Here is a 22,631-nt window from a genome sequence, read left to right as displayed (position 1 = left end):
CCCCATGGACTTCGGGTTCGGAGTCGAGGGCGAGGCGTTCCGGAGTGAGGTGCGGGACTGGCTAGGGGCGCACCTCACTGGCGACTGGTCCCGGCGCGCGTGGGAGCGGGAACTCGGGCGGGGTGGGTGGATCGGGATCGGGTGGCCGGAGGGTGGGTACGGGAACCGGACCGCGAGCCTGGTCCAGCAGGTCGTCTGGGCCGAGGAGTACGTCCGCGCGAAGGCGCCCGCCCGGTCCGGGCACATCGGGGAGAAGCTGCTCGCCCCCACGCTGATCGAGCACGGCTCCGAGGAGCAGAAGCGGCGGTTCCTGCCGCCCGTCGCACGCGGTGAGGAACTGTGGTGCCAGGGCTACAGCGAACCGGGTGCCGGCTCGGACCTGGCCGGCCTGCGCACGTCGGCGGTCCGCGACAGCACGACGGAGACCTACCGCGTCACGGGGCAGAAGATCTGGACCTCCCTCGCCCACGAGGCCGACTGGTGCTTCGTCCTCGCCCGCACCGAACCCGGCTCGCGCCGCCACCACGGACTGTCCTTCCTCCTCGTCCCGATGGACCAGCCGGGCCGCATCGAGGTGCGGCCCATCCGGCAGATGACCGGGACGAGCGAGTTCAACGAGGTCTTCTTCGACGGGGCCGTGGCCGAGCACGTGGTCGGCGGGGAGGGCAACGGCTGGCGGGTGGCCATGAGCCTGCTCGGTTTCGAGCGGGGGGTGTCGACGCTCGCCCAGCAGATCGGTTTCGCGGAGGAGCTGGGGCAGGTCATCCGCACGGCCGTGAAGACCGGCGCCGCCGACGACCCCGTCGTACGCGACCGTCTCGTACGCCAGTGGGCCGAGCTGCGCACCATGCGCTGGAACTCCCTGCGGACGCTGGGGGGTTCGGGCGGCGAGACGGGTGCGCCGAGCGTGGCGAAGCTGCTGTGGGGCGGCTGGCACCAGCGGCTCGGGGAACTGGCGGTGCTGGTACGGGGCGCGCGGGCGGCCGTGGGCCCACGGGACTGGTCGCCCGAGCAGCCCTACGAACTCGACGCGCTCCAGCATCTGTTCCTGTTCTCTCGGGCCGACACCATCTACGGCGGTTCGGACGAGGTCCAGCGCACGATCATCGCCGAGCGGGTGCTCGGCCTGCCGAAGGAGCCGAAGGGCTGAAGGGGGTTGGTTGCGATGCGAGGCGTGGTCTTCGACGGTGAACGGGTGCGGGTGGTCGACGACTTGGAGGTACGGGACCCGGGACCCGGCGAGGTGCGGGTCGCGATCGCGGCGGCCGGCCTGTGCCACAGCGACCTGTCGGTGGTGGACGGGACCATACCTTTCCCCACTCCCGTGGTGCTCGGCCATGAGGGCGCGGGGGTCGTGGAAGCGGTGGGCGAGGGCGTCACGCACGTCCGGCCGGGGGATCACGTGGCGCTGTCCACGCTCGCGAACTGCGGTGCCTGCGCCGACTGCGACCGTGGCCGGCCGACGATGTGCCGGAGTGCGATCGGCAGGCCGGGCCGGCCGTTCACGCGGGACGAGGGGCCGCTGTACCAGTTCGCGAGCAACTCGGCCTTCGCGGAACGCACGGTGGTCAAGGCCGTGCAGGCGGTCCGGATCCCCACCGACATCCCGCTGACGTCGGCCGCGTTGATCGGCTGTGGCGTGGTGACGGGCGTGGGGGCGGCGTTGAACCGCGCGCGGGTGGACCGCGGTGACAGCGTCGTGGTGATCGGGACGGGGGGCATCGGCCTCAACGTCCTTCAGGGGGCCCGGATAGCCGGGGCGCTGCGGATCGTGGCGGTGGACGCGAATCCGGACAAGGAGGCGGTGGCCCGCCGTTTCGGCGCGACCCACTTCCTGACGTCGACGGAGGGCGTGCGGGAGATCCTTCCCACGGGTGCGGACCACGCCTTCGAGTGCGTCGGCCGTGTCGAACTCATCCGCCAGGCCGTCGACCTTCTCGACCGCCACGGTCAGGCGGTGCTGCTCGGGGTGCCGCCCGCGACGGCCGAGGCGTCGTTCCGGGTGTCGTCCATGTACCTGGACAAGTCCATCCTCGGCTGCCGCTACGGCTCCTCGCGCCCCCAGCGGGACATCGCCCTGTACGCCGAGCTGTACCGCGAAGGGCGGCTGCTGCTCGACGAGTTGGTGACGGCGACGTATCCCGTGGAGGACTTCGAGAAGGCGGCGCAGGACGCGAGGGAGGGGAGGGTGGCGCGGGCGGTGTTGACGTTTTGAGGGTGCCCCCGGGTGGGTGGGTTGGCTGCGGGTTGAGTGTGGCTGGTCGCGCAGTTCCCCGCGCCCCTGAAAGCGCGGCCCCCGGCCGGGAGATTTCAGCGCCGCCCCGCCCCGCCCTCTCCAGCCCCTCCGGCGTTTGAGGAGTGGGGGCCCGGGGCTGGCCCCCGGAACGGGGTCGAAGGGGCGGAGCCCCTGGAGGATGGGACGGGTAGGGGCGGCGGGGGCGAGGAAAATCAGCCCGCAGCCCGCAGCCCGCAGCCCGCAGCCCGCAGCCCGCAACCCGCAGCCCCCAAGTCCCCCAACGCCCCCACAGGCCCGAAATCCCCTGGGGCACTGTCAGCCCCGTCACCTACCGTCGAGACATGACCTACCGAGACGTCGCCTCAAAGCAGGTCCTGACCTGGGCAGTGGTGTCCGTCGCCGCGCGCATGCCCGTCGCGATGGCCCCCCTCGCCCTGGTCTTCCTGGTCCGCGAACGCCCGGGCGGCTACAGCCTGGGCGCGGCACTGGCGGCGGCGTACGTCATAGGTGAGATCATCGGCGCCCCCCTGCTGGGCATGCGCACACGCCCGGAGCGAGCCCGCCCCCAACTCGCCGCGGGCCTCACCGCGGGCGCGGCCGGCTTCGCGGGCCTCGGCCTGCTGCCGACCGCCCACCCGGTGGTACTCGCCGCGTTCGCCTTCCTCGCGGGCGCCGCCCCCGCCGCGTCCACCGGAGGCCTCCGCGCCCTGCTCACGGTCATCGTCCCGAAGCGGGCCGTCGCCCAGGCCCTGTCCACGGAGTCGATGCTGGTGTCCGGCATATGGGCCCTGTCCCCGGCCGCGGTCACCGGTCTCGCGCTGAACGTCGCCCCCGCGGCCCCGCTGCTGCTCGCCGCCGCCCTGATGGGCGCGTCCGTCGGAGGTCTGTGGCTGCTGCCCGCGGGCTGGGACGCGGAGGAGACGGACCGCGACGGCACGTCGATGCTGCGTGTCCTGGCCGGGGCGTGGCCGGTGTACGTCACGGGCGCGGCCTCCCTCTGCGTCCTCGGCCTGGCCGAACTCATGCTGCCCGCCCTCCTGGAACAGCGCGGCACGGGCGTCGGCTGGTCGGGGCCGCTGCTCGCCGGGATGTCCGTGGGCGCGGCGGCGGGCGCGTTCCTGTACGGCCTGCGCTCCTGGCCGGGCCAGTTGCGCACCCGGAGCGTGGTGCTGATGTGCGGCGTCTCGGTGTGCGTGACGCTGGTCGCCCTCATACCCGGCACGGCGTGGATGGCGGGCGCGCTCGTCCTCGCCGGAGCCCTCCAGGCCGGCGCGATGACCACGCGCAACCTCTCCCTGGGCGCGGTGCTCCCGCCGAGCGCCCTGGCCGCCGGGTACTCGGTGATGTACGCGGCCGCCGGCGCGGGTTACGCGGCGACGGGCTCCCTCGCGGGGGCCCTGCTGAACTTCGTCGCGCCGTCGACGGCGATCCTCGCGGGCGTCGGCCTCACGCTGGCGCTCACGGCGATCGGCGCGCTCGGGGAGCGCAGGCTGGCGACGGCCTCCGCCACACGCTCAACTCCGGCTGTCGACACGGCCTTTCTCGCTGATGAAACGGGAGTTCTCGCTGCCGACGGGCCGGTCGTGCCCGCCCCCGGCGCGGAAGGTGCGCCGATACGCGGTCGGAGTGACTCCTAGCGCCGCCTGCAGATGCTGCCGCATCGACTGGGCGGTGCCGAATCCGGCGTCGTGGGCCACCTGGTCGATGGACAGGTCGCTGGACTCCAGCAGATGGCGGGCGCGCTCGACCCGCTGCTGGGCGAGCCACTGGCCGGGGCTGACGCCGGTCTCCTCGCGGAAGCGTCGGGTGAACGTACGTACTGACATGGACACCTGCGCGGCCATGTCCCGGAGCTGGATCGGCATGTGCAGACGGCCCAGCGCCCAGGCACGGGCAGTGGTCGTGGTCGCCGCCTGCGGGTCCGGGACCGGGCGCTCGATGTACTGAGCCTGCCCGCCGTCACGGTGCGGCGGTACGACCGTGCGCCGGGCCACGTCGTTGGCGACGGCAGCGCCGTGGTCGCGGCGCACGATGTGCAGGCACAGGTCGATGCCGGCCGCGACGCCCGCGGAGGTCAGCACATCGCCGTCGTCGACATACAGCACGTCCGGGTCGACCTCGACCCGGGGGAACAGCCGCTGCAGGCGCTCGGCGTCGGCCCAGTGCGTGGTGGCGGGACGGCCGTCGAGGAGGCCGGCGGCGGCGAGCACGTACACCCCGGTGCAGATGGAGGCGAGCCGGGTGCCGGGCCTGATGTGAGCGAGGGCGGCGGCCAGCTCGTCGGTCAGCACGCCCTGCTCGAACACGGGCCCGAGTTCGTACGACGCCGGGACGACGACCGTGTCGGCGGTGCCCAGCGCCTCGGGTCCGTGTTCGACCTGGATGGCGAAGTCCGCGTCCGTCCACACCGGGCCGGGCGGCCGGATCGAGCAGGTCACGACCTCGTACAGATGCCGTCCCGCGGCGTCCTTGGGGCGGCCGAAGATGCGGTGCGGGATGCCGAGTTCGAAGGGCAGCAGTCCGTCGAGGGCGAGGACGACGACCCGGTGCGGACGGAACTCCCGTGAGCTGCTCATGGCCCGATCCTAGCGAATGCTGTCCTTCCGGCCACTCGATGGACGTCGCCGCAGGACGGAAGCTCTATGGCGTGACGCAGACAACGGAGACCATCGCTACCCCCGAGGACATTCAGCCCACCCGGCCGTCGCGCACCCGCGTCCACCGCGCCTGGTTCGTCGCGGCCGTGACCTTCGTGACGATCATCGGTGCCGCGGCCTTCCGCTCCCTGCCCGGCCTGCTCATCGACCCCCTGCACCAGGAGTTCGACTGGTCACGCGGCACGATCGGCGCGGCCGTCTCGATCAACCTTGCGCTCTACGGGCTGACGGCCCCGTTCGCCGCGGCGCTGATGGACCGGTTCGGTATCCGCCGGGTGGTCGCGGTCGCCCTGACCGTGATCGCCCTCGGCTCGGGCGTCACCGTGTGGATGACCGCGGCCTGGCAACTCATGCTCTGCTGGGGCCTGTTGGTCGGCCTGGGCTCGGGCTCCATGGCGCTGGCCTTCGCCGCCACGGTCACCAACCGCTGGTTCACCGAGCGGCGCGGCCTGGTCACCGGCATCCTCACCGCGGCCTCCGCCTCCGGCCAGCTGATCTTCCTGCCGCTGCTGTCCTGGATCGTCGAGAAGCACGACTGGCGCCCGGCCGCCGTCACGGTCGCCCTCGCCGCGCTCGCCGTCGTCCCCTTCGTATGGCTGCTCCTGCGGGACCACCCGGCCGACGTGGGCCTGAAGCCATACGGGGCGAAGGAGTTCGTCGAGAAGCCCGCGCCCGTGCCCGGGGCCGCCCGGCGCGCGGTGACCGTCCTCGTCTCGGCGATGCGCACCGGCCCGTTCTGGCTGCTGGCCGGCTCCTTCGCGATCTGCGGCGCCTCCACCAACGGCCTGATCCAGACCCACTTCGTGCCCGCCGCCCACGACCACGGCATGCCCATCACGACGGCGGCCTCGCTGCTCGCGGTCATCGGCGTCTTCGACGTCCTCGGCACCATCGCCTCCGGCTGGTTCACCGACCGCTTCGAGTCGCGCCGACTGCTCGCGATCTACTACGCCTTCCGCGGGCTCTCGCTGCTCTTCCTGCCGTTGCTGCTGGTGTCCCCGAGCGTCCAGCCGCCGATGATCTTCTTCATCGTCTTCTATGGCCTCGACTGGGTCGCCACGGTCCCGCCGACCCTCGCGCTGTGCCGCGAGCACTACGGCGACGACAGCGCCATCGTCTTCGGCTGGGTCCTCGCCTCCCACCAGGTCGGCGCCGCCCTCGTCGCCTTCCTCGGCGGCATGGCCCGGGACACCTTCGGCTCGTACGACGTCGTCTGGTACGCCTCGGGCGCACTGTGCGCGGTGGCGGCGCTGATGTCCCTGGTGATCCGGCGGCGGCCGGTGGGGCGGGTGGCGGTGGCGGTCTGACCCGGGGCGAGGTGGCTACGCGGGCGACCGCAGGAGTTGGGCCAGTGCGGCCACGCGAACGCGTGGCCGCGCACCGGCGCTCCCGTTCCCTCCAGTGACCCCGTACCCGTCGGCCGACGCGCCGCCGTGCCGGGCGGAGGAACTCCTGCCGGACCGCGCTGTCAGCCGCCCGTGAATCCGCCGAACCGCCCGCGGTGGAACAGCAGCGGAGGAACGTCCGTCTCGCCGGTCGTGCCGAGGGTCTCCACCCTCCCGACCACGATCAGGTGGTCCCCACCCGTGTGCACGGCGTGGATCCCGCAGTCGATCCAGGCGGCGGCTCCGGCGAGACGCGGGGAACCCGTGGCGGGCGCCGCGTCGTAGGCCACCCCCGCGAACTTGTCGGCTCCGCTCACCGCGAACCCTCGGCACAACCCACCCTGATCGGCTGCCAGCACGTTCACGCAGAAGACGCCCGCGCGGGCGATGCGCGGCCAGGTCGTCGACGTACGGCCGACCATGAACGCGACCAGCGGCGGGTCGAGGGAGAGGGAGGAGAAGGACTGGCAGGCGAACCCGGCGGGGCCGGCCGCGCCGTCGCCAGGGGGTGCCGGCGCGGTGATCACGGTCACCCCCGTCGCGAAGCTCCCCAGCACCCGCCGGAACTCCGCCGGGTCCGCCGGCGCCCGCTCGTCCTCCCGCACACACCTCAACCGGGGGCGCGGCAACGCTTCGAGGGGCCCCACGGCCGTGGGAGCCTCTGTGGACCTCAGGTACCGGACGGCGGCGGCCGCCATCCCTGCGCTTCCCATCACACCGGCATTGAACCTGACGGGTCGTCAGAAGTGAAGCCCCGTACGTGGCCCATACGTGGCCCATACGTGGCCCGTACCTGGCCCGTACCTGGCCCGTACGTGTGGCCCGTACGTCCTTCCCCCCGGGCGTCAGCGCCCCTCGTACCGAGGTGTACGGCGCTCCACGAAGCTCGCCACGCCCTCGTTCGCGTCGGCCGTCGTCATGTTGATCTCCTGGGCGGCGGCCTCGGCGGCGAAGGCGGTGGCGCGGTCGGTGTCGAGGGACGCGTTCACGAGCTGCTTGGTCAGGGCGAGGGCGCGGGTGGGGCCGGTGGCGAGGCGTTCGGCCCACTCGCGGGCCGTCTTCTCCAGCTCCTCCGGCGCGACGACGCGGTTGACGAGCCCGAGCCGTTCCGCGTCCGCCGCCGACAGCGCGTCGCCGAAGAACATCAGCTCCTTCGCCCGCTGGGGACCGACCAGCCGGGGCAGGAGGTACGCGCCGCCGCCGTCCGGCACGAGGCCGCGCCGTACGAACACCTCGATGAAGCGCGCCGGTTCGGCCGCCAGCACCAGATCGCAGGCGAACGCCAGGTGTGCGCCGATGCCGGCCGCGGTGCCGTTCACCGCCGCGATCACCGGCTTCTCGCAGTCGAGCACCGCGGCGATCAGGCGCTGGGCGCCGAGCCGGATCGTGCGGGCGACGTCGCCGGGGACGCGTTCGGGCGGCGGTGTGCCGGTGCCGGACGTGCCGCGCAGGTCCGCGCCCGCGCAGAAGCCGCGGCCGGTCGCGGTGATGACGACGGCTCGTACGGCCGGGTCCGCGGACGACTGGGCCAGCAGCCGGATGATCCGTTCCCGCTGGTCGGGGGTGAGGGCGTTCATCGCCTCGGGGCGGTTGAGGGTGATCCACGAGACGGCGTTGTCAGTGGCGTGCAGTATCAATGAGTCACGGGATTTTTCGGGAGGTTCGAGGGGGGAGTCGGACATGTGGATGCTCCGTTGTGTACGGGGAGTGAGGGGCGTCGTGGGCCGGTGGTGGCCGCGCTCAGCGGCACACCGCCAGCGCGTCCAGCGCCACGGCGCCCTGCCCGCGGGGGAGCACCATCAGCGGGTTGATGTCCAGCTCGGCGATGTCGTCCCCGAGCTCCAGGGCCATGCGCTGCACGCGGAGCACGACCTCGACCAGGGCGTCCACGTCGGCCGGGGGAGCCCCGCGCACCCCGTCCAGCAGGGCCCGCCCGCGCAGTTCGGTGAGCATGGCGTGGGCCTGGTCCTCGCCGAAGGGGGGCACACGCACGGCGGAGTCGCGCAGGACCTCCACCAGCACCCCACCGAGCCCGACCGTGACCGTAGGCCCGAAGAGCCGGTCGTGCGTGACGCCCACGACCATCTCCACGCCCCGTTCGACCATCTGGCACACCAGCACCCCGTCGAGCGAGATGCCCTCGTAGCGCGCGATGTCGGTCAGCTCGCGATAGGCGTCGCGCACCTGGCTGGCCGAGGTCAGCCCGATCTTCACCAGTCCGAGCTCCGTCTTGTGGGCGATCCGCGCGCCGGACGCCTTCATCACCACGGGGTAGCCGACCAGGCTCGCCGCCCGCACGGCCGCGGCGGCGCTGGTCACCAACTGCTCCCGGGGGACACGGATGCCGTACGCCCGCAGCAGCTGCTTCGCCGCGTGCTCGCTCAGCTGCTGCCCCGGCCGCATCAGCGCCTGCGCCTTGCGGAAGGAGGGCGAGGGGCTGCGGGGCGCCTCGTCGAAGGGCGAGCGGTACGAGTCGGTGAACCGCTGGTGGTCGAGGTGGGCGCGGACGGCCGTGATGCAGTTGGCGAAGGTGCGGAACGTCGCGACGCGGGACGAGCCGAGCAGCGTCTCCCGGTACGCGGACTCGGTGCCCACCGGCGAGCCCCACACCACACACACCAGCTTGTCCGTCTGCTCCGCCGCGTCCACGAGGTCCTGCGCGAGCTTGTCGCTCATCGGAGGGAAGGGCCCGGTGATGGGACAGATCAGCACTCCCACGTCCGGGTCGTCGAGGATCGCGTCGATGATCTTCCGCCCGCGCCAGTCGCCCACCGGGTGCCCGCCGTTGTCGACGGGGTTGGCCACGTTCAGGTACTCGGGTATCCACTGGTGCAGCTCGGCCTGCTTGGCCTCCGACAGCTGAGGAAGGTGGAGTCCCGCCTCGGTTGCCAGGTCGGCGAAGTGCGCGCCCGTGCCGCCCGAGATCGAATAGACGACGACCCCGTCGGCGGCCGGGTCGGATGTCCGGGTCCGGCCGCCCGCGGTGCCCTGCTCGGAGGCGTCCTGGCGGGAGGCACCCACGCGGCGTGCCCGCGCCAACAGGGTGGCGGTGTCCTGGAGTTCGTCCAGCCCGTCCACCCGGATCACCCCGAACTGGCGCATGGCCGCGTCCACCACCGCGTCGGCGCCGGTCAGCTTGCCGGTGTGTGAGGCGGCGGTGCGGGCGCCGGTCTCGGTGCGGCCGACCTTGACGGCGACGACGGGTACGCCGCGCCGGGCGGCCCGGTCGGCGGCGAGCAGGAAGGCGCGGCCGTCCTTCAGGCCCTCCACGTAGGCGGCGATGGCGCCCACCTCGGGCTGCTCGGCGAAGTAGGAGATGAAGTCGGCGGTCTCCAGGTCGGCCTCGTTGCCGGTGGGGGCCCAGTGGGAGAGGCGGATGCCGAGCTCCTGGAGGGCGAAGACGGGGCGGCCCTGGTGACCGGACTGGGTGATGAGCGCGATGGCCGGCCCGTCCAGGTCGTCCCGGAACCGCTCGAAGGCGTTGAGGTTGGTGTTCGGGCCGAGCAGCCGCAGCCCGGAGCGGGCGACGGCGGCGGCGAGCCGCTCCTGTGCGGCCGCGCCCTCCGTACCCGTCTCCGCGAACCCGGAGGCGAAGGCGACGGCGAACTTCACCTTGGTCTCGGCGAGTTCCTCGATCACGGGAAGGGGGTCGGCGACCAGCAGTACGGCGAGATCCACCTGCTCGGGCAGGTGGGCGACGGAAGGAGCGCAGGGGATGCCGAAGACGGACGGACGCGTGGGGTGCACCGGGTGCAGCCGGGCGCCGACCCGCTCGGCCCAGGCGATCAGTTGCCGAGTGATACCGGTGTTCGGTCGTCCCTCCGCGTCCGAGGCGCCGACGACGGCCACGGTTTCGGGGCGGAAGAAGCGGTCGAGATCGGGGACGTCGGCGTACAGCGGGCGCCCGCTGACGTCGAGGTCGTCGGTCGCGGCGGGCCTGCCGTGCACGACGGGGGAGGGTTGCTCGCCGCAGGCGATGACCCGGGCCCGGCGGGAGTCGGTGGTGAGGGTGCCGTGGGTTGATCCAAGCATCGGTCCGCCCGCTCCTGTGTGACAGCCAATTAGCTGACGCAGTGTCAGATTACTCACAGGTTACTGAACTGACGCGGCGTCAGGAACAGTCGTGCACGGGAGAGGTGCGGGAGCCCGGCGGTCGCCCACGCGGAGGAGCGGTCGTGCGCATGGCGGGGCGCGTACACGGTGGTGCGTGTGCATGGCGGGGCGCGTACACGGTGGTGCGTGTGCATGGCGGGGCGCGTACACGGTGGTGCGTGTGCGTGGCGGGGCGCGTACATGGCGGGCACATGTTTCGTACCCGCCCCACGCGTCGCTGGAACACCGGACGGGGGTGGAACCGGAAGGCGAAGGGGTCAGAGCAGCTTCGGCGCGTGGAACTCGCCGAGACCCGAGGTCAGGTCCCGGTCCAGCCAGTAGCGGCGCGGTTCGGCGAGCATCACGTCGACGCTGACGGTGAGGAGGCCGGGGACCTGGGCCAGCTCGTTGTCGATGAACGCGGCCAGTGCGGAGCGGTCGGTGACCAGGCCGGTGCACAGGACGGACATGTCGCTGGCGACGTGGGCGGCGAGCCGGGTCTGGGGGAGCTGGTCGATGTGGCGCATGACGTCGGGGGTCGCGCCGGGGGCGACGCGCAGGCGCAGCACGAACGGCGTCTGGAAGCCCAGCCACTCCGACACGATCTCCAGTCGCGGCTGGACCCATCGTTCGTCGAGGACCCGGCGGACGACGCGGTGCGCGGTGGAGGTGGCCAGGCCGGCGGCTCGCCCGATGCTCGCGGCGGAGGCGCGGCCGTCCTGGAGCAGTTGGGCGACGACGGTGCGCTCGGCCTCGCTGAGGGGTTTGGCGGGGGGTGTGGCGGTCGCGGTGCCCTCGGGGCGGGGGCCGGTCAGTTTCAGCAGGTCGGCCCGTTCGCTCCCGGTGAGGAACTGGGGGTCCCAGGCGATGCCCCGGCGCAGGGTGCTGAGCGCGGGCAGCACGTTGACGCGGCGGACGCCGGGGATGGAGAACATCCGGTCGATCGCCTCGCTGGTGGCCGCCTCCGAAGGGGCGTGCACGACGGCGTAGAGCGGGTAGTCGCCGGAGATCTGCCCCAGGAGCTGGAGGTGGGGCAGGGTGCGGAGCCGGTCGAGGACGGCGAGCGGGGTCTCGCCGGTGATGTCCAGGAACACGTGGACCGGCATCGCGGTGGAGTGCATGCCCCAGTCGGCCTGCCCGATCACGCGGAGCATCCGGGCCTCGTGCAGCCGGTCGTAGCGGCGTTTGAGGGTGCTGGCGTCGGCGGAGAGGATCGCGCCGAAGTCGTCCCAGGTGGCGCGGGGCGCCAGGTGCAGGGCCCCGATGAGGCGCCGGTCGAGCTCGTCGAGGAGAGGGCGGGTCATGGTGCCCCACCTTAGACTGCCGGTTAATCCCACTGTTACATCCTAGGTCTAGAGAATCTCTCACCATGATGCCATTGTTCGCAGGAACATCCCTCAGATGCACGAAGAGGTACCCATGAGTGCCACCGCGACCGAGCCCCAGCCGACCGAGCCACCCTCAAGAGTCCTGCGCGCCGCGTTCCGTGGTTTCGCGGCGATCGAGAAGGTCGGCAACAAACTGCCCAATCCGTTCTGGCTGTTCTGGATCCTCGCGGGTGTCGTCATCGTCCTCAGTGCGGCACTGGCGGCGGCCGGCGTCAGCACCGTGCATCCCGGGACCGACGAGACCATCGAGGTGCAGAGCCTGCTCAGCAAGGCGGGGCTCACGATGATGGTCGAGGGGGCCGTCGAGAACTTCGCGACCTTCCCGCCGCTCGCCACGATCCTCGTCGTGGGCTTCGGCATCGCCGTCGCCGAGGCGAGCGGGCTGTTCACGACCATGCTGCGCCGCATGGTCGCGCGGGTGCCCGGCAGGTACCTGACCTTCGCGCTGTCGATGACGGCGATGGTCGCCCATGTCGCCGGCGACGCCGCGTACGTCACCCTCATCCCGCTCGGGGCGCTCGTCTACCGCGCCGCGGGCCGCAGTCCGGTGCTCGGCTGCATCGTCGCGTACGTCTCCATCTCCGCCGGCTACGACGCCTCGCCGGCGCTCACCACGACCGACGTACTGCTGTCGGGGATCTCCACCGCCGCCGCCCACACGATCGACCCGGACTATGTGGTCACCCCGGTGGCGAACTACTTCTTCGGGCTCGCCTCGTCGGTCCTGGTGGCCCTGGTGATCACACTCGTCGTCGACAAGGTCATCGCCAGGCGTTCGGACCTGGACCCCGACGAGCCGGTCGCCGCGCTGAACTCCGCCGAACTGAAGGCGATCGAGGTCACCCCGGAGCAGCGCCGCGCGCTGCGCGTGACCGGGCTGGTCGCGCTCGGCTTCGTCGCGCTCCTGGCGGCGGCCGTGATCCCGCCGGCGTCACCGCTGCGCGGCAAGGGCGGCTCCATCGTCGAATCCCCGCTGATCACGGGCATGTCGCTGGTCCTGTGCCTGTTCTTCACCCTGCTCGGCTGGGTCTACGGCCGGATGACCGGGACCTTCCGCGCCGCCCGCGACATCGTCGACGCGCTGGCCGAGGGCACCCGCACCTTCGCCCCGATCCTCGTCCTCTTCTTCGCGATCTCCCAGTTCCTCGCGTACTTCAAGTGGACGAACATCGGCAACGTCATCGCCATCGAGGGCGCCGAGACCCTGAAGGACCTGCATCTGAGCGGTTGGACGGTACTGGTCGGCATCGCCGTGCTGATCACGTTCATGAACCTGGTCATCACCAGTGGCTCCGCGCTGTGGGCGCTGGCCGCGCCGGTCCTCGTGCCCATGCTGATGCTCATCGGCATCGAGCCCGAGACCACCCAGGCCGTCTACCGCGTCGCCGACTCGGTCACCAACTGCGTCACCCCGATGAGCCCGTACTTCGCGATGGCGCTGGGCTTCATCCAGCAGCACAAGAAGTCCGCGGGCATCGGCACCCTCGCCTCCTTCACGATCCCGATCGCCGCCGTCGTGTGGGTCGCCTGGGTCGCGTTCTTCGTGGCCTGGTACCTGCTCGGCATTCCCTTCGGCGTCAGTTGACGCCACCTCTCCGCCCCCCCCACTCGCCCCCACGAGAAAGCAGATCATGACCGCATCACCCGCACCCGTCGCCCCCCTCACCGCCCGCGCCCAGGACGTCGCGTCCGAGATCGTCGCCGACATCCTGACGCTCGTCCGTCACGAGACCAGCAGCTACGACCTGCCCGCCCTCGCCGCGGGCCTGGACGCCTTGCGGGAGACGGCCGTTCACCGGCTCGGGCAGCCGGACCGCGAGCACCGCCACCCCGGCGGCGCCTGCGGAGACACCCTCACCCTGACCTACACCGGCACCGCCCCCGGCCATGTCGCGCTCGTCGGCCACTACGACACCGTATGGCCGACCGGCACGCTCGCCGGATGGGAGCAGCCCGAGGCGTCCGGCGACGGCCGGGAGAAGCTCGGCGGACCGGGCATCTTCGACATGAAGACCGGCCTCGCGCAGGGGATCTGGGCCCTGAAGCTGGCCAGGGAGAGCGGCGCCCCCGTGCCCACCGTCACCTTCCTCTTCAACGGCGACGAGGAGATCGGCTCCCTGTCCTCGCGCCCGGTGATCGAGGAGGTCGCGCAGAAGGCCGACGTGACACTGGTGCTGGAGCCGACCGCGCACGGTGCGGTCAAGACGGGCCGCAAGGGCACCGGGATCTTCGAGGTCACGGTCACCGGTGTCGAGGCGCACGCCGGGCTCGCGCCCCAGGACGGGGCGAGCGCGATCACCGCGCTGTCCGAGTTCGTGGTCGCGGCGGCGCGCGTCGCCGCGCCCGACAGGGGCACCACGATCAACGTTGGCCTCGTCAAGGGCGGTTCCGGGACCAACGTCGTCGCCGGGCACGCCACCGCGAGCATCGACATCCGGGTCGGCAGCCAGGCCGAACAGGACCGCGTCGACGCCGAACTCGACGCCATCGCGGTCAGCGACCCCCGCGTTCGCGTCGCGATCGAGCACGACTGGAACCGGCCGCCGATGACCCTCAACGCAGCCTCCGCCCCCCTCCTCGGCCTCGCCCGAGAGGTCGCCCGCGAACAGGGCCGCGGCGACCTGCCCGACACCTCCGTGGGCGGTGCCAGCGACGCCAACTTCGTGGCCGCGCTCGGACTGCCCGTGCTGTGCGGCCTGGGCGCGGTCGGCGACGGCGCCCACGCCCAGGGCGAGTTCGTCTACCCCGACACGGTGCCCGCACAGACGGCACTGGTCGCGGGCCTGCTGCGACGGCTGGCGGAACCGCTCGGGGGCTGAGGGGCCCCGGGGGCTGGGCTCAGGCGCGGGCCTGGGTCCGCTCCACGCCGCCCCGGCGGACGACCACCTTGGCGATCTTCTGGGCGTCGAGGGCGATTTCGCGCAGCATGCCGCTGATGGGGTTGGTGAAACCGGTGAAGTACAGGCCGGGGGCGTTCTTCGGGGTGCGGGCGCCGTGGACGACGGGCTTGCCGCGCTCGTCGAGGACACCGAGGTGGCCGACGAGACCCTCCAGGGCGCGTCGGTACCCGGTGGCGGCGACCACGGCCTCGGGCTCGACACGGCTGCCGTCGGCGAGGACCACCTTGCCGTCCTCGAAGCCCTCCACCGCGGCCACGATCTCGACCCGGCCCTTGCGTACGGCGTCGATGAGGCCGACGTCCTGGACGGGGATGGAGCCCGCGTTGACGCGCGAGTACAGCCCGGTGTCGGGCCGGGGCAGGCCGTGGGCCGACAGGTCGGGCACGCTCAGCCTGGCCATCGGCCGGGCGAGGCGGTCGACGAGGGCGACCGGCAGGTGCCGTACGGCGATGGCGGAGAACTGGGCGGCCCAGCCGGCCGTGGAGCGGCGCACGATGTGCGGGGCGGTGCGCACCGCGAGCCGTACGCGCGAGGCCCCGCCCTCCACCAGGTCGACGGCGATCTCGGCGCCGGTGTTGCCGACGCCGACGACGAGGACGTCGCGGCCGGCGTAGGGCGCCGGGTCGCGGTACGCGCCGGCGTGGAGGAGTTCGCCGGTGTAGTCCTCGCGGCCGGGCCAGTCGGGCAGGTGGGGCGTGTGGTTGTAGCCGGTGGCGACGACGACCGCGCTGCCGGTCAGCTCGCGCCCGCCGGTGGCCCGCAGCAGCCAGCCGCTGCCGTCGGCCGCCGCCTCCACACGCGAGACCTCGACGCCGGTGACGACCTCCAGCTCGTGGTACTCGGCGTACTTCTCCAGGTACCGCACCACGTCGTCCCGCGCCACCCAGCGGCCGAACCGGCGCGGCATCGCCAGCCCGGGCAGCCCCGACAGACGCCGGGTCGTGTGCAGGTGCAGCCGGTCGTAGTGGCCCCGCCACGACGCGCCGACCCGGTCGGACTTCTCCAGTACGACGGCACGGACCCCCTGGGCCCGCAGGGCGTACGCCGCGGCGAGTCCGCCCGGCCCGCCGCCGATGACGTACACGGGACGATCGCGACGGACCGGCTCCACGGCGGCACGCGCGCGGCTCGCGGAGCCGTCGGCCCCGTCGGGCTCGCCGGCCCCGTCGGGCTCGGTGGAGTCGGTGGAGTCGGTGGACGTGGTGGAGTCGGCCATGCGCCCGAGCGTATTCGCATGCTCACTTGATGGGTCTCGGTCAAGCCCGGAATTGGTTGCGGATTGATCACGGCTGTAGGAGGAGTGGGTGGGACCGGTGGCGTAGACGGACCGGTTGTGAGGGGTTGCGGGAGGCGTACGGTCGACGCGGCTCCCGGCGGCTCCCGGCGGCGCGGGACGGACGGGCCGGACGGACGGGCCGGCCGGACGGACGGGCCGGATGGGTGGGTCGGATGGGTGGGTCGGTCGGACGGTCGGTCGGACGGTCGGACGGACGGGCGGGCCGGACGCCCGCGTGGCGACGCCTCTTGCGTACGCACGCCCCATGCGCTGAACTGACGTACCGTCAGATTCCTTCGGCGGCAGGGGAGTCCATGGACACGATCTGGCTCACCGGTGCGGAGTGGCTCGCCGTGCTGCGCATCGGGCTGGGACTGTGGTGGCTGGAGAGCTGGCGTCACAAGGACAAGAAGACGTGGTTCGAGGGCGGCGGCATCACCTGGGCGGCGGGCATCGCGGCGAAGCACCGGTGGAACGCGGTGCGCGGCGGCTTCGACGTCGTCGTCGCGCCCCGCCCGCGCACGATGGCGTACGTCGTCGCGTACGCCGAACTCGCCCTGGGCCTGGGCCTGATCCTCGGGTTCCTGACGCCCCTCGCGCTCGTCGGCGGGCTGCTGCTCAACCTCGTCTACTTCGTCCTCATGATCCACGACTGGGCCGAGCAGGGGCAGAACTCGATGATGGCGCTGATCTCGGTGGTCGCTCTGTTCGGGATGGCGTGGCAGACGTGGTCGCTCGACGACGCGCTGGGGCTGTTCCAGTGAGCGGCCCGGCGGGAGCGCGCTTCGACCTTCCCCAGGTGGACGCCTTCACCCGCCCGTACTGGGACGCCGCCGCCGAGGGCCGCCTGCTCCTGCGCCACTGCGGTGACTGCGGGCGCGCCCACCACTACCCGCGCGAGTTCTGCCCCCACTGCTGGAGCGAGGACGTGACGTGGGAGTCCGCGAGCGGCCGGGCCACGCTCTACACCTGGTCCGTCGTCCACCGCAACGACCTCCCGCCCTTCGGCGAGCGCACCCCGTACGTCGCCGCCGTGGTCGACCTCGCCGAGGGGCCCCGCATGATGACGGAGGTCGTGGAGTGCGCGGAGGGCGAACTGCGGGTGGGGATGGAGCTGGAGGTGACGTTCCGGGGGGTGAGGGGCGCGGGCGAGGCCGGGGAGGGCGGGCAAGGGGGAGAGGCCCGGGGTGCCGGGGAGGTGGCGGTTCCGGTCTTCCGGCCGCGGGGGTGAGGTGACCGCCGGGCGGGGGTCGGACGGCAGTCCGATTCCCGTGAGCGTTTGAATGGGCGGATGGCGGATCTTCACAGGCAGAACGAGCACGGGTCCAGAAACCGGACCCGCTTCCCGACGCAACCCACCCCCTCGGCGCCGGCCCCCGAACTGCGCGGCCACGGCCTGCGGTTACGGCCGTGGGACGCCGAGTGCGACACCGACGTCGAGACATGGCTGCGCGGGAACTCCGACCCGGAGTTCCGGCGGTGGAACACCCCGGTGAAGCTGGTCGACGGGATGGAGGACGCGCGGGAGTCGCTGCGGCTGCGTGCCGAGTGGGACGCGGAGGGAAAGTGCGTGTCCTACTGCGTCACGGACGCCGCCACCGGGGCGCCGCTCGGGCACATCGGCGTCAACGACATCGACCACTTCATACGGACCGCCCGCGTCGGCTACTGGGTCCTGCCCGAGGCCCGAGGCCACGGCGTCGCCACCCGCGCCCTCCGCCTGGCCGCACGCTGGGCCTTCACCAACCTGGGCACGCACCGCCTGGAACTCGGACACGCCCTCGGTCACGACGCCTCCTGCCGGATAGCCGAGCGCTGCGGCTTCCTGTACGAGGGCACGCTCCGGGGCGCCATGTTCGACGCGGGCCGTCACGACGCCTTCCGCGACGTCCACCTGCACGCCCGTCTGGCCACGGACCCGGAGCCGGGGGAAGGGGAGGGAAAGGGGGAGTGAGCGGGAGGGGACGCGAGGACTACGCCGCGCACCTGCTCACGGCCACAGCAGCTCCTTGACCCAACCACCCTCCGTACGCCGGTAGTCGAGCCGTACGTGCCGTCGCCGCGCGTCCCCCTGGAAGAACTCCACCTCGTCCGGCGCGAGCACGTACACCGTCCACGACGGCACCGGCGAGTCCGGCTCGCGTCGCGCCCGTTCCCACGCGGCGTCCGAGGCCCGCTCCAACTCCTCGTACGAGGACAGCACTTCGCTCTGACGGCCGACGAGTCCGGCGGCCAGCGCACCCGTGGAGCGGGCGTGCAGATCGGCGTCCGCGACCTCGGCGGGGGCGACCGTCACCCGGCCGCGCACGCGCACCTGGCGGCCCAGGGCGGGCCAGTAGAAGCCGAGCGCCGCGTACGGCCGGGCGGCCAGGTGCCGGCCCTTCCGGCTGCCCGCGTGCGAGGCGAAGTGCCAGCCGTGCTCGTCCGCGCCGTGCAACATGACCGTCCGTACGTCCGGTGTGCCCTCCGCGTCCGCCGTGGCGAGCGACATGGTGTGCGGCTCCGTCTCCCCCGCCGCCACCGCCTGAGCGAACCACGCGGAGAACAGGGGCAGCGGGGAGGCGGGTGCGGTGGCCGGGTCGAAGGAGGGCAGCTCGGTGACCTCCGGGTCCCACACCCGCAGCGACCTCAGCAGTTCGTGAAGTTCCGTTCCCATGCCCTGATTGTCACCGGCTCAGGACCTCAGACGGTACCCAGGTCGGACGAGACCCACCGCTCCGGACGCAGGTGGATGACGACCTGCTCGCCGTGTTCCTTCCAGGCGAAGTCCACGTACTCGTCCACCTTCTCGGCGGGGAGATAGCGGGCGGAGATCTCGCGGAGCTGCTCGATGGTCGCGGGGACCGTGTCGATCACCGGGCCCTCGACGGACACGTACCGGATGGTGGGTTCGAGCCGGTCGATCATCAGGGAGAACCGGCCCGCGGTCTGGATCAGCTTGTTCTTGCGGGTGTCGAGCCCGGTCATGATCCAGATGTCGCCGCCGGGCGCGTACTGGTACCAGATCGGCACCGTGAGCGGCGCCCGTCCCGGCTCCGCCTCCACCGAGAGCGCCGCGATGTGCGGCTCGGCAAGGAACTGCTCACGCTCTTCGCGGGTCAGGGCCATGTGGATCTCCTCCAACAGGTGGGGCGCGGACGCCGTTGTCGTTTCCGCCTCTTCTGCCTCTTCCGCCTACTCGTCAGCGAGTCCCGGGCCGTGGGCTATTCCGGCGCTCCGCCACATGGCTCGAATCAGCCGGTGCCCGGCGGAACCGGGGGCATGAGACCGCACATCTGTACGGGCGGGGTGGCGGTAGGTTGCTCCATGAGCTCGGGAGGGAGGGAACGGGACAGTGGTGAACTCGACGGGCGCGGCCCTCGCCACCAGCGCTCTCCTCCTCACCCTCACCGCGTGCTCCGGCGCCGGCGGCAAGGACCCCTGGATCTCGGCCCCCGAGGTCTTCTACCTGCGACCCACGGGTGACAAGTCCGGCCCCCACGACAAGACGCCCTTCTACCTCCGGGCGGAGGACACCAAGGCGTCCACCCACAATGACCGCGACCACCGGCTCACCGTGGACGTGAGCGGCTCCGAGGGTGTCGTACGGCTCAAGACCGTGGGCCTGCGCAAGAGCGGTCCCCGGTGCACGGGCGACGCCGTGCGTGTGACCTGCGAGGTCGACGGCACGTACGACAGCTGGACGGACCTCGACCGCGTCTACCCGAAGCCCGCCAAGGGCGCCGAACCCGGGGACACGGGCGTCGTACGGTTCACCTACACCACCAAGGACGGCAAGAAGCTCACCGCCAGGACGAAGGTCGTCGTCGGCGAGCCCGTGGTCGAGGTGCGCGCCGGCAAGCCGTTCAAGGACGTCCGGCCGGGCTCCGGGATCACCGCGCCCGTCGTCGTCCGCAACGCCGGCGAAGTGCCCGTCGAAGGCCTCGGCGTCAAACTCGTCGACGGGAGCCTGGGCTTCACGCAGCGGTACTCCAACTGCCGCTACCCGGAGCCCCAGCGGGGCCACATGGCGATCTGCCGGTTCCCGGACGTGAGGATCGAGCCGGGTGAGACGGTCGTCCTCCGGCCCGCCGTGCGGCTGCGTGCCTCCGAGACGACGATGTACGGCTCCTTCGGCCAGGAGGCGTGGGCGCTGGACATGGGTCCGGGGCAGTACGGTGTCGCACCCGACGGTGGCGACTCCGGTGACGGCCCGGCACTCGAAGCGGAGCCGACGGAGGGCGCGGAGGCGAAGGGCACGTTCGTCAAGGGCGGCTCCCACACCGACGTCACCCTCGACACCGGCTCCGACTACCAGGTCTCCGACGTCGACCTGAAAGGGAAGCCCGGCGACGAGCGGAAGGTCCGCCTCACCGTCCGCAACAACGGGCCCGGCAATCCCGGACGCGCCGCCGAGCTGGTGTTCAGCCCGCCGTTCGGGGTGACCGTCCTGAAGCAGCCCATGACGGCGATCGACGAGGACGTCTACGAGCCCTACTGCGAGGGCAACGGCTTCGCGTACACCTGCGACGTGGGCGAGCTGGAGCCGGGCGACTCCCGCACCTTCGAGTTCACCCTGCGCCTGGGCGAAGCGGGGGAGGGCGCGGCGACCATCGAGGACGCGGACGACGCCGACCGCCGCGACCCGGACCCCGCCAACGACGAGGCCGTGATCAGGGTCCGGCCGTAGGCGACGTGGGCGACGTGGGCGACGTGGGCGACGTGGGCGACGTGGGCCGGCGGGTCGGCGGCTGGGTCCGGGCCGACGGGGCCGGGCTAGTACAGCTGCCGCAGGTGGTCCCGCAGTGAGCGCGCCACCTGGGCCATGAGGGCTTCCGCACCGGGCTGGCTGCTCGCCGGGACGAGTGACTCCGTGAGGGCGGCGATGGCGAAGGCCTGGCCGTCGGCGTGCTCGACGACACCGATCTCGTGGCGGAGGTTCAGCAGCGTGCCGGTCTTGGAGGACCACGTGGTGGCGTCGGAGCTGAAGTCCGGGGCGAGGCGGTGCCGGAGCACGTTGTGGGCCATGAGGTCGCGTACGCGCTCGGCCACCTCGGGGTGGATCTTCGACGGCGTCCACAGTGCCTGGAGCAGCTCGACCCAGGCGCGTGCGCTGCCGGTGTTGGCGCGGGTGGTGTCGAGCTGCGGCACCCGGTGGCCGCGCCCGCTGGTGCCGGCGTCGATGGCGAGGGAGTGGGCGAGATGGACGTCGGCGGCGTCGAAGCGTTCGACGGGGGTGTCCATCAGCTCGTTCATGGTGTGCCGCACGGTGATGTCGCGCAGGCCCAGCTCGTGGAGGGTCTCGGCGACCAGAGCGGGCGGCGTGAGGCCGAACAGTGCGTCGGCGGCGTAGCTGTCGCTCAGGCACGTGCTCAGGTAGAGCAGGTCGTCGACCGCGATCCGGGCCGGGTGGCGGAACCGGCTCACCCCGATGGGGCCGGCCGTGGTGATCCGCCCGGGCGGCACGTCCAGGGGCATCGCTCCGTCGAGCTCGCCCCGCCGGACGCGCTCCAGCGTCGCCAGGGCGAGCGGGACCTTGACGAGGGACGCGGACGGCAGCTGGGTGTCCGGCTCGATGCCCAGTTCCTCGCCCGTGTGCAGGTCCCTTACGAGCAGACAGCCGTGCAGGCCGCCGTCGCGCAGTTGGCCGCGCAGCTCGTGCAGTAACGCCTCGGTGCTCACGTCCCGGCCCCTCCTAAAGTGTCCGCTCCTGGCATATCCACTCCTGAAATGGCCGCTCCGGAGATGTCCGCTGAGTCGGCTGAGGTGCCCAGACAGTGGGCGACGGCGTCGCCCAGGCGCGCCTCGATCAGCTCCGGATTGCCGTCCCCGGCGGCGGCGAGGGCGAAGCCCCGGACGATCGCGATCTCGCCGATGGGCCGCCAGACCAGGGAGAGTTCCCGGGCCTGGGCGGGGGAGCACAGCAACAGGTCCTGTGAGCACAGGACTTCGGCGGCCGCCGTCGTCAGGTCGGGCGCGGCGACGAGCTGTGCGGGCCGCAGACCGACCGCGTCGCGCAGGCGCGTCAACGGGTCGCGGATGTGCGGCACGTCGTCCTCCGGCTGGATCCAGACGCGGCGGGCGGGCCCGGAGGAGGCGCGGCCGACCCGGAGCGTTTCGAGGTAGACGCGCTTCACGCCCGGCTCCCGGGCACCGGCGAGCCCGAGCGGCACGGTCCACCTCGCGTCGTCCGGCACCACCGCGAGGAGGGCGGCCCGCACCTGCTGCGCGTGCAGGAGTTCCGTGCGCTGCGCCGGTCCCGCGACACGGAGGTCGAGGGTGACGCCGTGCCCGCGTGCCTCGGCGACGAGACGGGCGAGCCCGGCGGTGGAGCAGATGCCGGGCACCGCGAGGCGCCACGGCTTGCGCTTGGCGGCCTCCGCCTCGTGCAGCAGCACGTCGGCCGCCTGCACGAGTTGCCGGGCCGTCGGCAGCATGTCCCGGCCGAAGGGGGTGAGGACGGCCCGTCGCGACGTGCGCTCGAACAGCGGCTCACCGAAGCGTTCCTCCAGGGCGGCGACGCGACGGCTGGCCACCGACTGGGACATCCGGGCGGCGGCGGCCCCGACGGTGAAACTGCCGTGCTCGCTCACGCTGACGAACGCACGACACGCTCCCACCAGATCCACAGCCGGAACCCTATGCCAGATCCACGGCACGTCTCCCATGCCGAATCGGCATGGAACGGCGCGTTCGCGTATTGGACCGCATGGTGGCC

Annotated in this window: 19 protein-coding genes and 1 pseudogene; 10 read left to right on the top strand and 10 right to left on the bottom strand. The window is 72.4% G+C overall.

Features of this window, described 5'->3' with window-relative positions; all coding sequences use genetic code 11:
- The first annotated feature begins 4 nt into the window (after positions 1-4).
- From AB0959_RS12425 to AB0959_RS12415, 3 genes and pseudogenes are all read left to right on the top strand, one after another.
- Positions 5-1,150 (top strand): acyl-CoA dehydrogenase family protein, encoded by a 1,146-nt coding sequence (locus tag AB0959_RS12425; protein ID WP_366826320.1) that lies wholly within the window; start codon positions 5-7, stop codon positions 1,148-1,150.
- A gap of 15 nt (positions 1,151-1,165) precedes the next feature.
- Positions 1,166-2,215, top strand: a complete 1,050-nt coding sequence (locus tag AB0959_RS12420) for a Zn-dependent alcohol dehydrogenase (RefSeq protein ID WP_366826319.1) — start codon at positions 1,166-1,168, stop codon at positions 2,213-2,215.
- Between the two features lie 362 nt (positions 2,216-2,577).
- Positions 2,578-3,723 (top strand): annotated as a pseudogene (locus AB0959_RS12415) (MFS transporter); the annotation flags it as partial.
- Between the two features lie 27 nt (positions 3,724-3,750).
- Here the strand turns inward: AB0959_RS12415 and AB0959_RS12410 are convergent.
- Entirely contained in the window at positions 3,751-4,812 is a 1,062-nt protein-coding gene (locus AB0959_RS12410; RefSeq protein ID WP_366826318.1) for a helix-turn-helix domain-containing protein, read from the bottom strand.
- Positions 4,813-4,883: 71 nt separating this feature from the next.
- Between AB0959_RS12410 and AB0959_RS12405 the strand changes: the two genes are divergently transcribed.
- Positions 4,884-6,200 carry an MFS transporter gene (locus tag AB0959_RS12405; protein ID WP_366826317.1) on the top strand — a complete coding sequence of 439 codons (1,317 nt, stop codon included), beginning with the start codon at positions 4,884-4,886 and terminating at the stop codon, positions 6,198-6,200.
- A gap of 161 nt (positions 6,201-6,361) precedes the next feature.
- Here the strand turns inward: AB0959_RS12405 and AB0959_RS12400 are convergent, their stop codons facing one another.
- The 4 genes from AB0959_RS12400 to AB0959_RS12385 all read right to left on the bottom strand — a co-directional run bounded on the left by AB0959_RS12400 (position 6,362) and on the right by AB0959_RS12385 (position 11,674).
- Complete coding sequence (locus AB0959_RS12400; protein WP_366826442.1) at positions 6,362-6,991, bottom strand: flavin reductase family protein; 630 nt, start codon at positions 6,989-6,991, stop codon at positions 6,362-6,364.
- A 132-nt stretch (positions 6,992-7,123) separates the two neighbouring features.
- A complete protein-coding gene (locus AB0959_RS12395; protein WP_366826316.1) occupies positions 7,124-7,960 on the bottom strand; it encodes an enoyl-CoA hydratase-related protein in 837 nt (278 codons plus the stop codon).
- A gap of 58 nt (positions 7,961-8,018) precedes the next feature.
- Entirely contained in the window at positions 8,019-10,310 is a 2,292-nt protein-coding gene (locus AB0959_RS12390; protein ID WP_366826314.1) for an acetate--CoA ligase family protein, read from the bottom strand.
- Positions 10,311-10,648: 338 nt separating this feature from the next.
- Positions 10,649-11,674 carry an Lrp/AsnC family transcriptional regulator gene (locus AB0959_RS12385; RefSeq protein WP_366826313.1) on the bottom strand — a complete coding sequence of 342 codons (1,026 nt, stop codon included), beginning with the start codon at positions 11,672-11,674 and terminating at the stop codon, positions 10,649-10,651.
- A 115-nt stretch (positions 11,675-11,789) separates the two neighbouring features.
- Here AB0959_RS12385 and AB0959_RS12380 point away from each other — a divergent pair, with 115 nt between their 5' ends.
- Both AB0959_RS12380 and AB0959_RS12375 read left to right on the top strand, forming a co-directional pair.
- Positions 11,790-13,343 (top strand): AbgT family transporter, encoded by a 1,554-nt coding sequence (locus AB0959_RS12380; RefSeq protein WP_366826312.1) that lies wholly within the window; start codon positions 11,790-11,792, stop codon positions 13,341-13,343.
- Between the two features lie 46 nt (positions 13,344-13,389).
- The gene (locus AB0959_RS12375; RefSeq protein WP_366826311.1) at positions 13,390-14,577 is read left to right on the top strand and encodes a M20 family metallopeptidase; all 1,188 of its coding nucleotides are present in this window, start codon (positions 13,390-13,392) and stop codon (positions 14,575-14,577) included.
- Positions 14,578-14,596: 19 nt separating this feature from the next.
- Here the strand turns inward: AB0959_RS12375 and AB0959_RS12370 are convergent, their stop codons facing one another.
- Positions 14,597-15,874, bottom strand: a complete 1,278-nt coding sequence (locus AB0959_RS12370) for an NAD(P)/FAD-dependent oxidoreductase (RefSeq protein ID WP_366826310.1) — start codon at positions 15,872-15,874, stop codon at positions 14,597-14,599.
- A 374-nt stretch (positions 15,875-16,248) separates the two neighbouring features.
- Here AB0959_RS12370 and AB0959_RS12365 point away from each other — a divergent pair, with 374 nt between their 5' ends.
- The 3 genes from AB0959_RS12365 to AB0959_RS12355 are packed head-to-tail and all read left to right on the top strand — an operon-like array spanning position 16,249 to position 17,888.
- Positions 16,249-16,698, top strand: a complete 450-nt coding sequence (locus AB0959_RS12365; protein WP_366826309.1) for a DoxX family membrane protein — start codon at positions 16,249-16,251, stop codon at positions 16,696-16,698.
- The gene (locus AB0959_RS12360; RefSeq protein WP_366826308.1) at positions 16,695-17,165 is read left to right on the top strand and encodes a Zn-ribbon domain-containing OB-fold protein; all 471 of its coding nucleotides are present in this window, start codon (positions 16,695-16,697) and stop codon (positions 17,163-17,165) included. Before AB0959_RS12365 ends, AB0959_RS12360 begins: the two co-directional genes overlap by 4 nt.
- 60 nt (positions 17,166-17,225) lie before the next feature.
- Positions 17,226-17,888: a GNAT family N-acetyltransferase gene (locus AB0959_RS12355; protein WP_366826307.1), complete on the top strand. Its 663-nt coding sequence runs from the start codon at positions 17,226-17,228 to the stop codon at positions 17,886-17,888.
- 36 nt (positions 17,889-17,924) lie between these two features.
- Here the strand turns inward: AB0959_RS12355 and AB0959_RS12350 are convergent, their stop codons facing one another.
- The gene (locus AB0959_RS12350; RefSeq protein ID WP_366826306.1) at positions 17,925-18,590 is read right to left on the bottom strand and encodes a pyridoxal 5'-phosphate synthase; all 666 of its coding nucleotides are present in this window, start codon (positions 18,588-18,590) and stop codon (positions 17,925-17,927) included.
- Between the two features lie 26 nt (positions 18,591-18,616).
- A complete protein-coding gene (locus tag AB0959_RS12345) occupies positions 18,617-19,042 on the bottom strand; it encodes a pyridoxamine 5'-phosphate oxidase family protein (RefSeq protein ID WP_366826305.1) in 426 nt (141 codons plus the stop codon).
- A 226-nt stretch (positions 19,043-19,268) separates the two neighbouring features.
- Here AB0959_RS12345 and AB0959_RS12340 point away from each other — a divergent pair, with 226 nt between their 5' ends.
- Positions 19,269-20,603: a hypothetical protein gene (locus AB0959_RS12340; RefSeq protein ID WP_366826304.1), complete on the top strand. Its 1,335-nt coding sequence runs from the start codon at positions 19,269-19,271 to the stop codon at positions 20,601-20,603.
- Between the two features lie 86 nt (positions 20,604-20,689).
- Here AB0959_RS12340 and AB0959_RS12335 read toward each other — a convergent pair whose 3' ends face one another.
- Both AB0959_RS12335 and AB0959_RS12330 read right to left on the bottom strand, forming a co-directional pair.
- Entirely contained in the window at positions 20,690-21,595 is a 906-nt protein-coding gene (locus AB0959_RS12335; protein ID WP_366826303.1) for a serine hydrolase, read from the bottom strand.
- Entirely contained in the window at positions 21,592-22,542 is a 951-nt protein-coding gene (locus AB0959_RS12330; RefSeq protein ID WP_366826302.1) for a LysR family transcriptional regulator, read from the bottom strand. Before AB0959_RS12330 ends, AB0959_RS12335 begins: the two co-directional genes overlap by 4 nt.
- Between the last annotated feature and the right edge of the window lie 89 nt (positions 22,543-22,631).

Source organism: Streptomyces sp. NPDC046862, assembly GCF_040704615.1.
Lineage (GTDB): Bacteria > Actinomycetota > Actinomycetes > Streptomycetales > Streptomycetaceae > Streptomyces.
Note: the sequence above shows the minus strand (reverse complement) of the source record. Positions and strands in the feature narration are given on the sequence as shown.

Coding starts and splice junctions, on each gene's coding strand:
- AB0959_RS12425 (WP_366826320.1), top strand. CDS start 5: ATGGACTTCGGGTTCGGAGTCGAGGGCGAGGCGTTCCGGAGTGAGGTG.
- AB0959_RS12420 (WP_366826319.1), top strand. CDS start 1,166: ATGCGAGGCGTGGTCTTCGACGGTGAACGGGTGCGGGTGGTCGACGAC.
- AB0959_RS12410 (WP_366826318.1), bottom strand. CDS start 4,812: ATGAGCAGCTCACGGGAGTTCCGTCCGCACCGGGTCGTCGTCCTCGCC.
- AB0959_RS12400 (WP_366826442.1), bottom strand. CDS start 6,991: ATGGGAAGCGCAGGGATGGCGGCCGCCGCCGTCCGGTACCTGAGGTCC.
- AB0959_RS12395 (WP_366826316.1), bottom strand. CDS start 7,960: ATGTCCGACTCCCCCCTCGAACCTCCCGAAAAATCCCGTGACTCATTG.
- AB0959_RS12390 (WP_366826314.1), bottom strand. CDS start 10,310: ATGCTTGGATCAACCCACGGCACCCTCACCACCGACTCCCGCCGGGCC.
- AB0959_RS12385 (WP_366826313.1), bottom strand. CDS start 11,674: ATGACCCGCCCTCTCCTCGACGAGCTCGACCGGCGCCTCATCGGGGCC.
- AB0959_RS12380 (WP_366826312.1), top strand. CDS start 11,790: ATGAGTGCCACCGCGACCGAGCCCCAGCCGACCGAGCCACCCTCAAGA.
- AB0959_RS12375 (WP_366826311.1), top strand. CDS start 13,390: ATGACCGCATCACCCGCACCCGTCGCCCCCCTCACCGCCCGCGCCCAG.
- AB0959_RS12370 (WP_366826310.1), bottom strand. CDS start 15,874: ATGGCCGACTCCACCACGTCCACCGACTCCACCGACTCCACCGAGCCC.
- AB0959_RS12365 (WP_366826309.1), top strand. CDS start 16,249: ATGGACACGATCTGGCTCACCGGTGCGGAGTGGCTCGCCGTGCTGCGC.
- AB0959_RS12355 (WP_366826307.1), top strand. CDS start 17,226: ATGGCGGATCTTCACAGGCAGAACGAGCACGGGTCCAGAAACCGGACC.
- AB0959_RS12350 (WP_366826306.1), bottom strand. CDS start 18,590: ATGGGAACGGAACTTCACGAACTGCTGAGGTCGCTGCGGGTGTGGGAC.
- AB0959_RS12345 (WP_366826305.1), bottom strand. CDS start 19,042: ATGGCCCTGACCCGCGAAGAGCGTGAGCAGTTCCTTGCCGAGCCGCAC.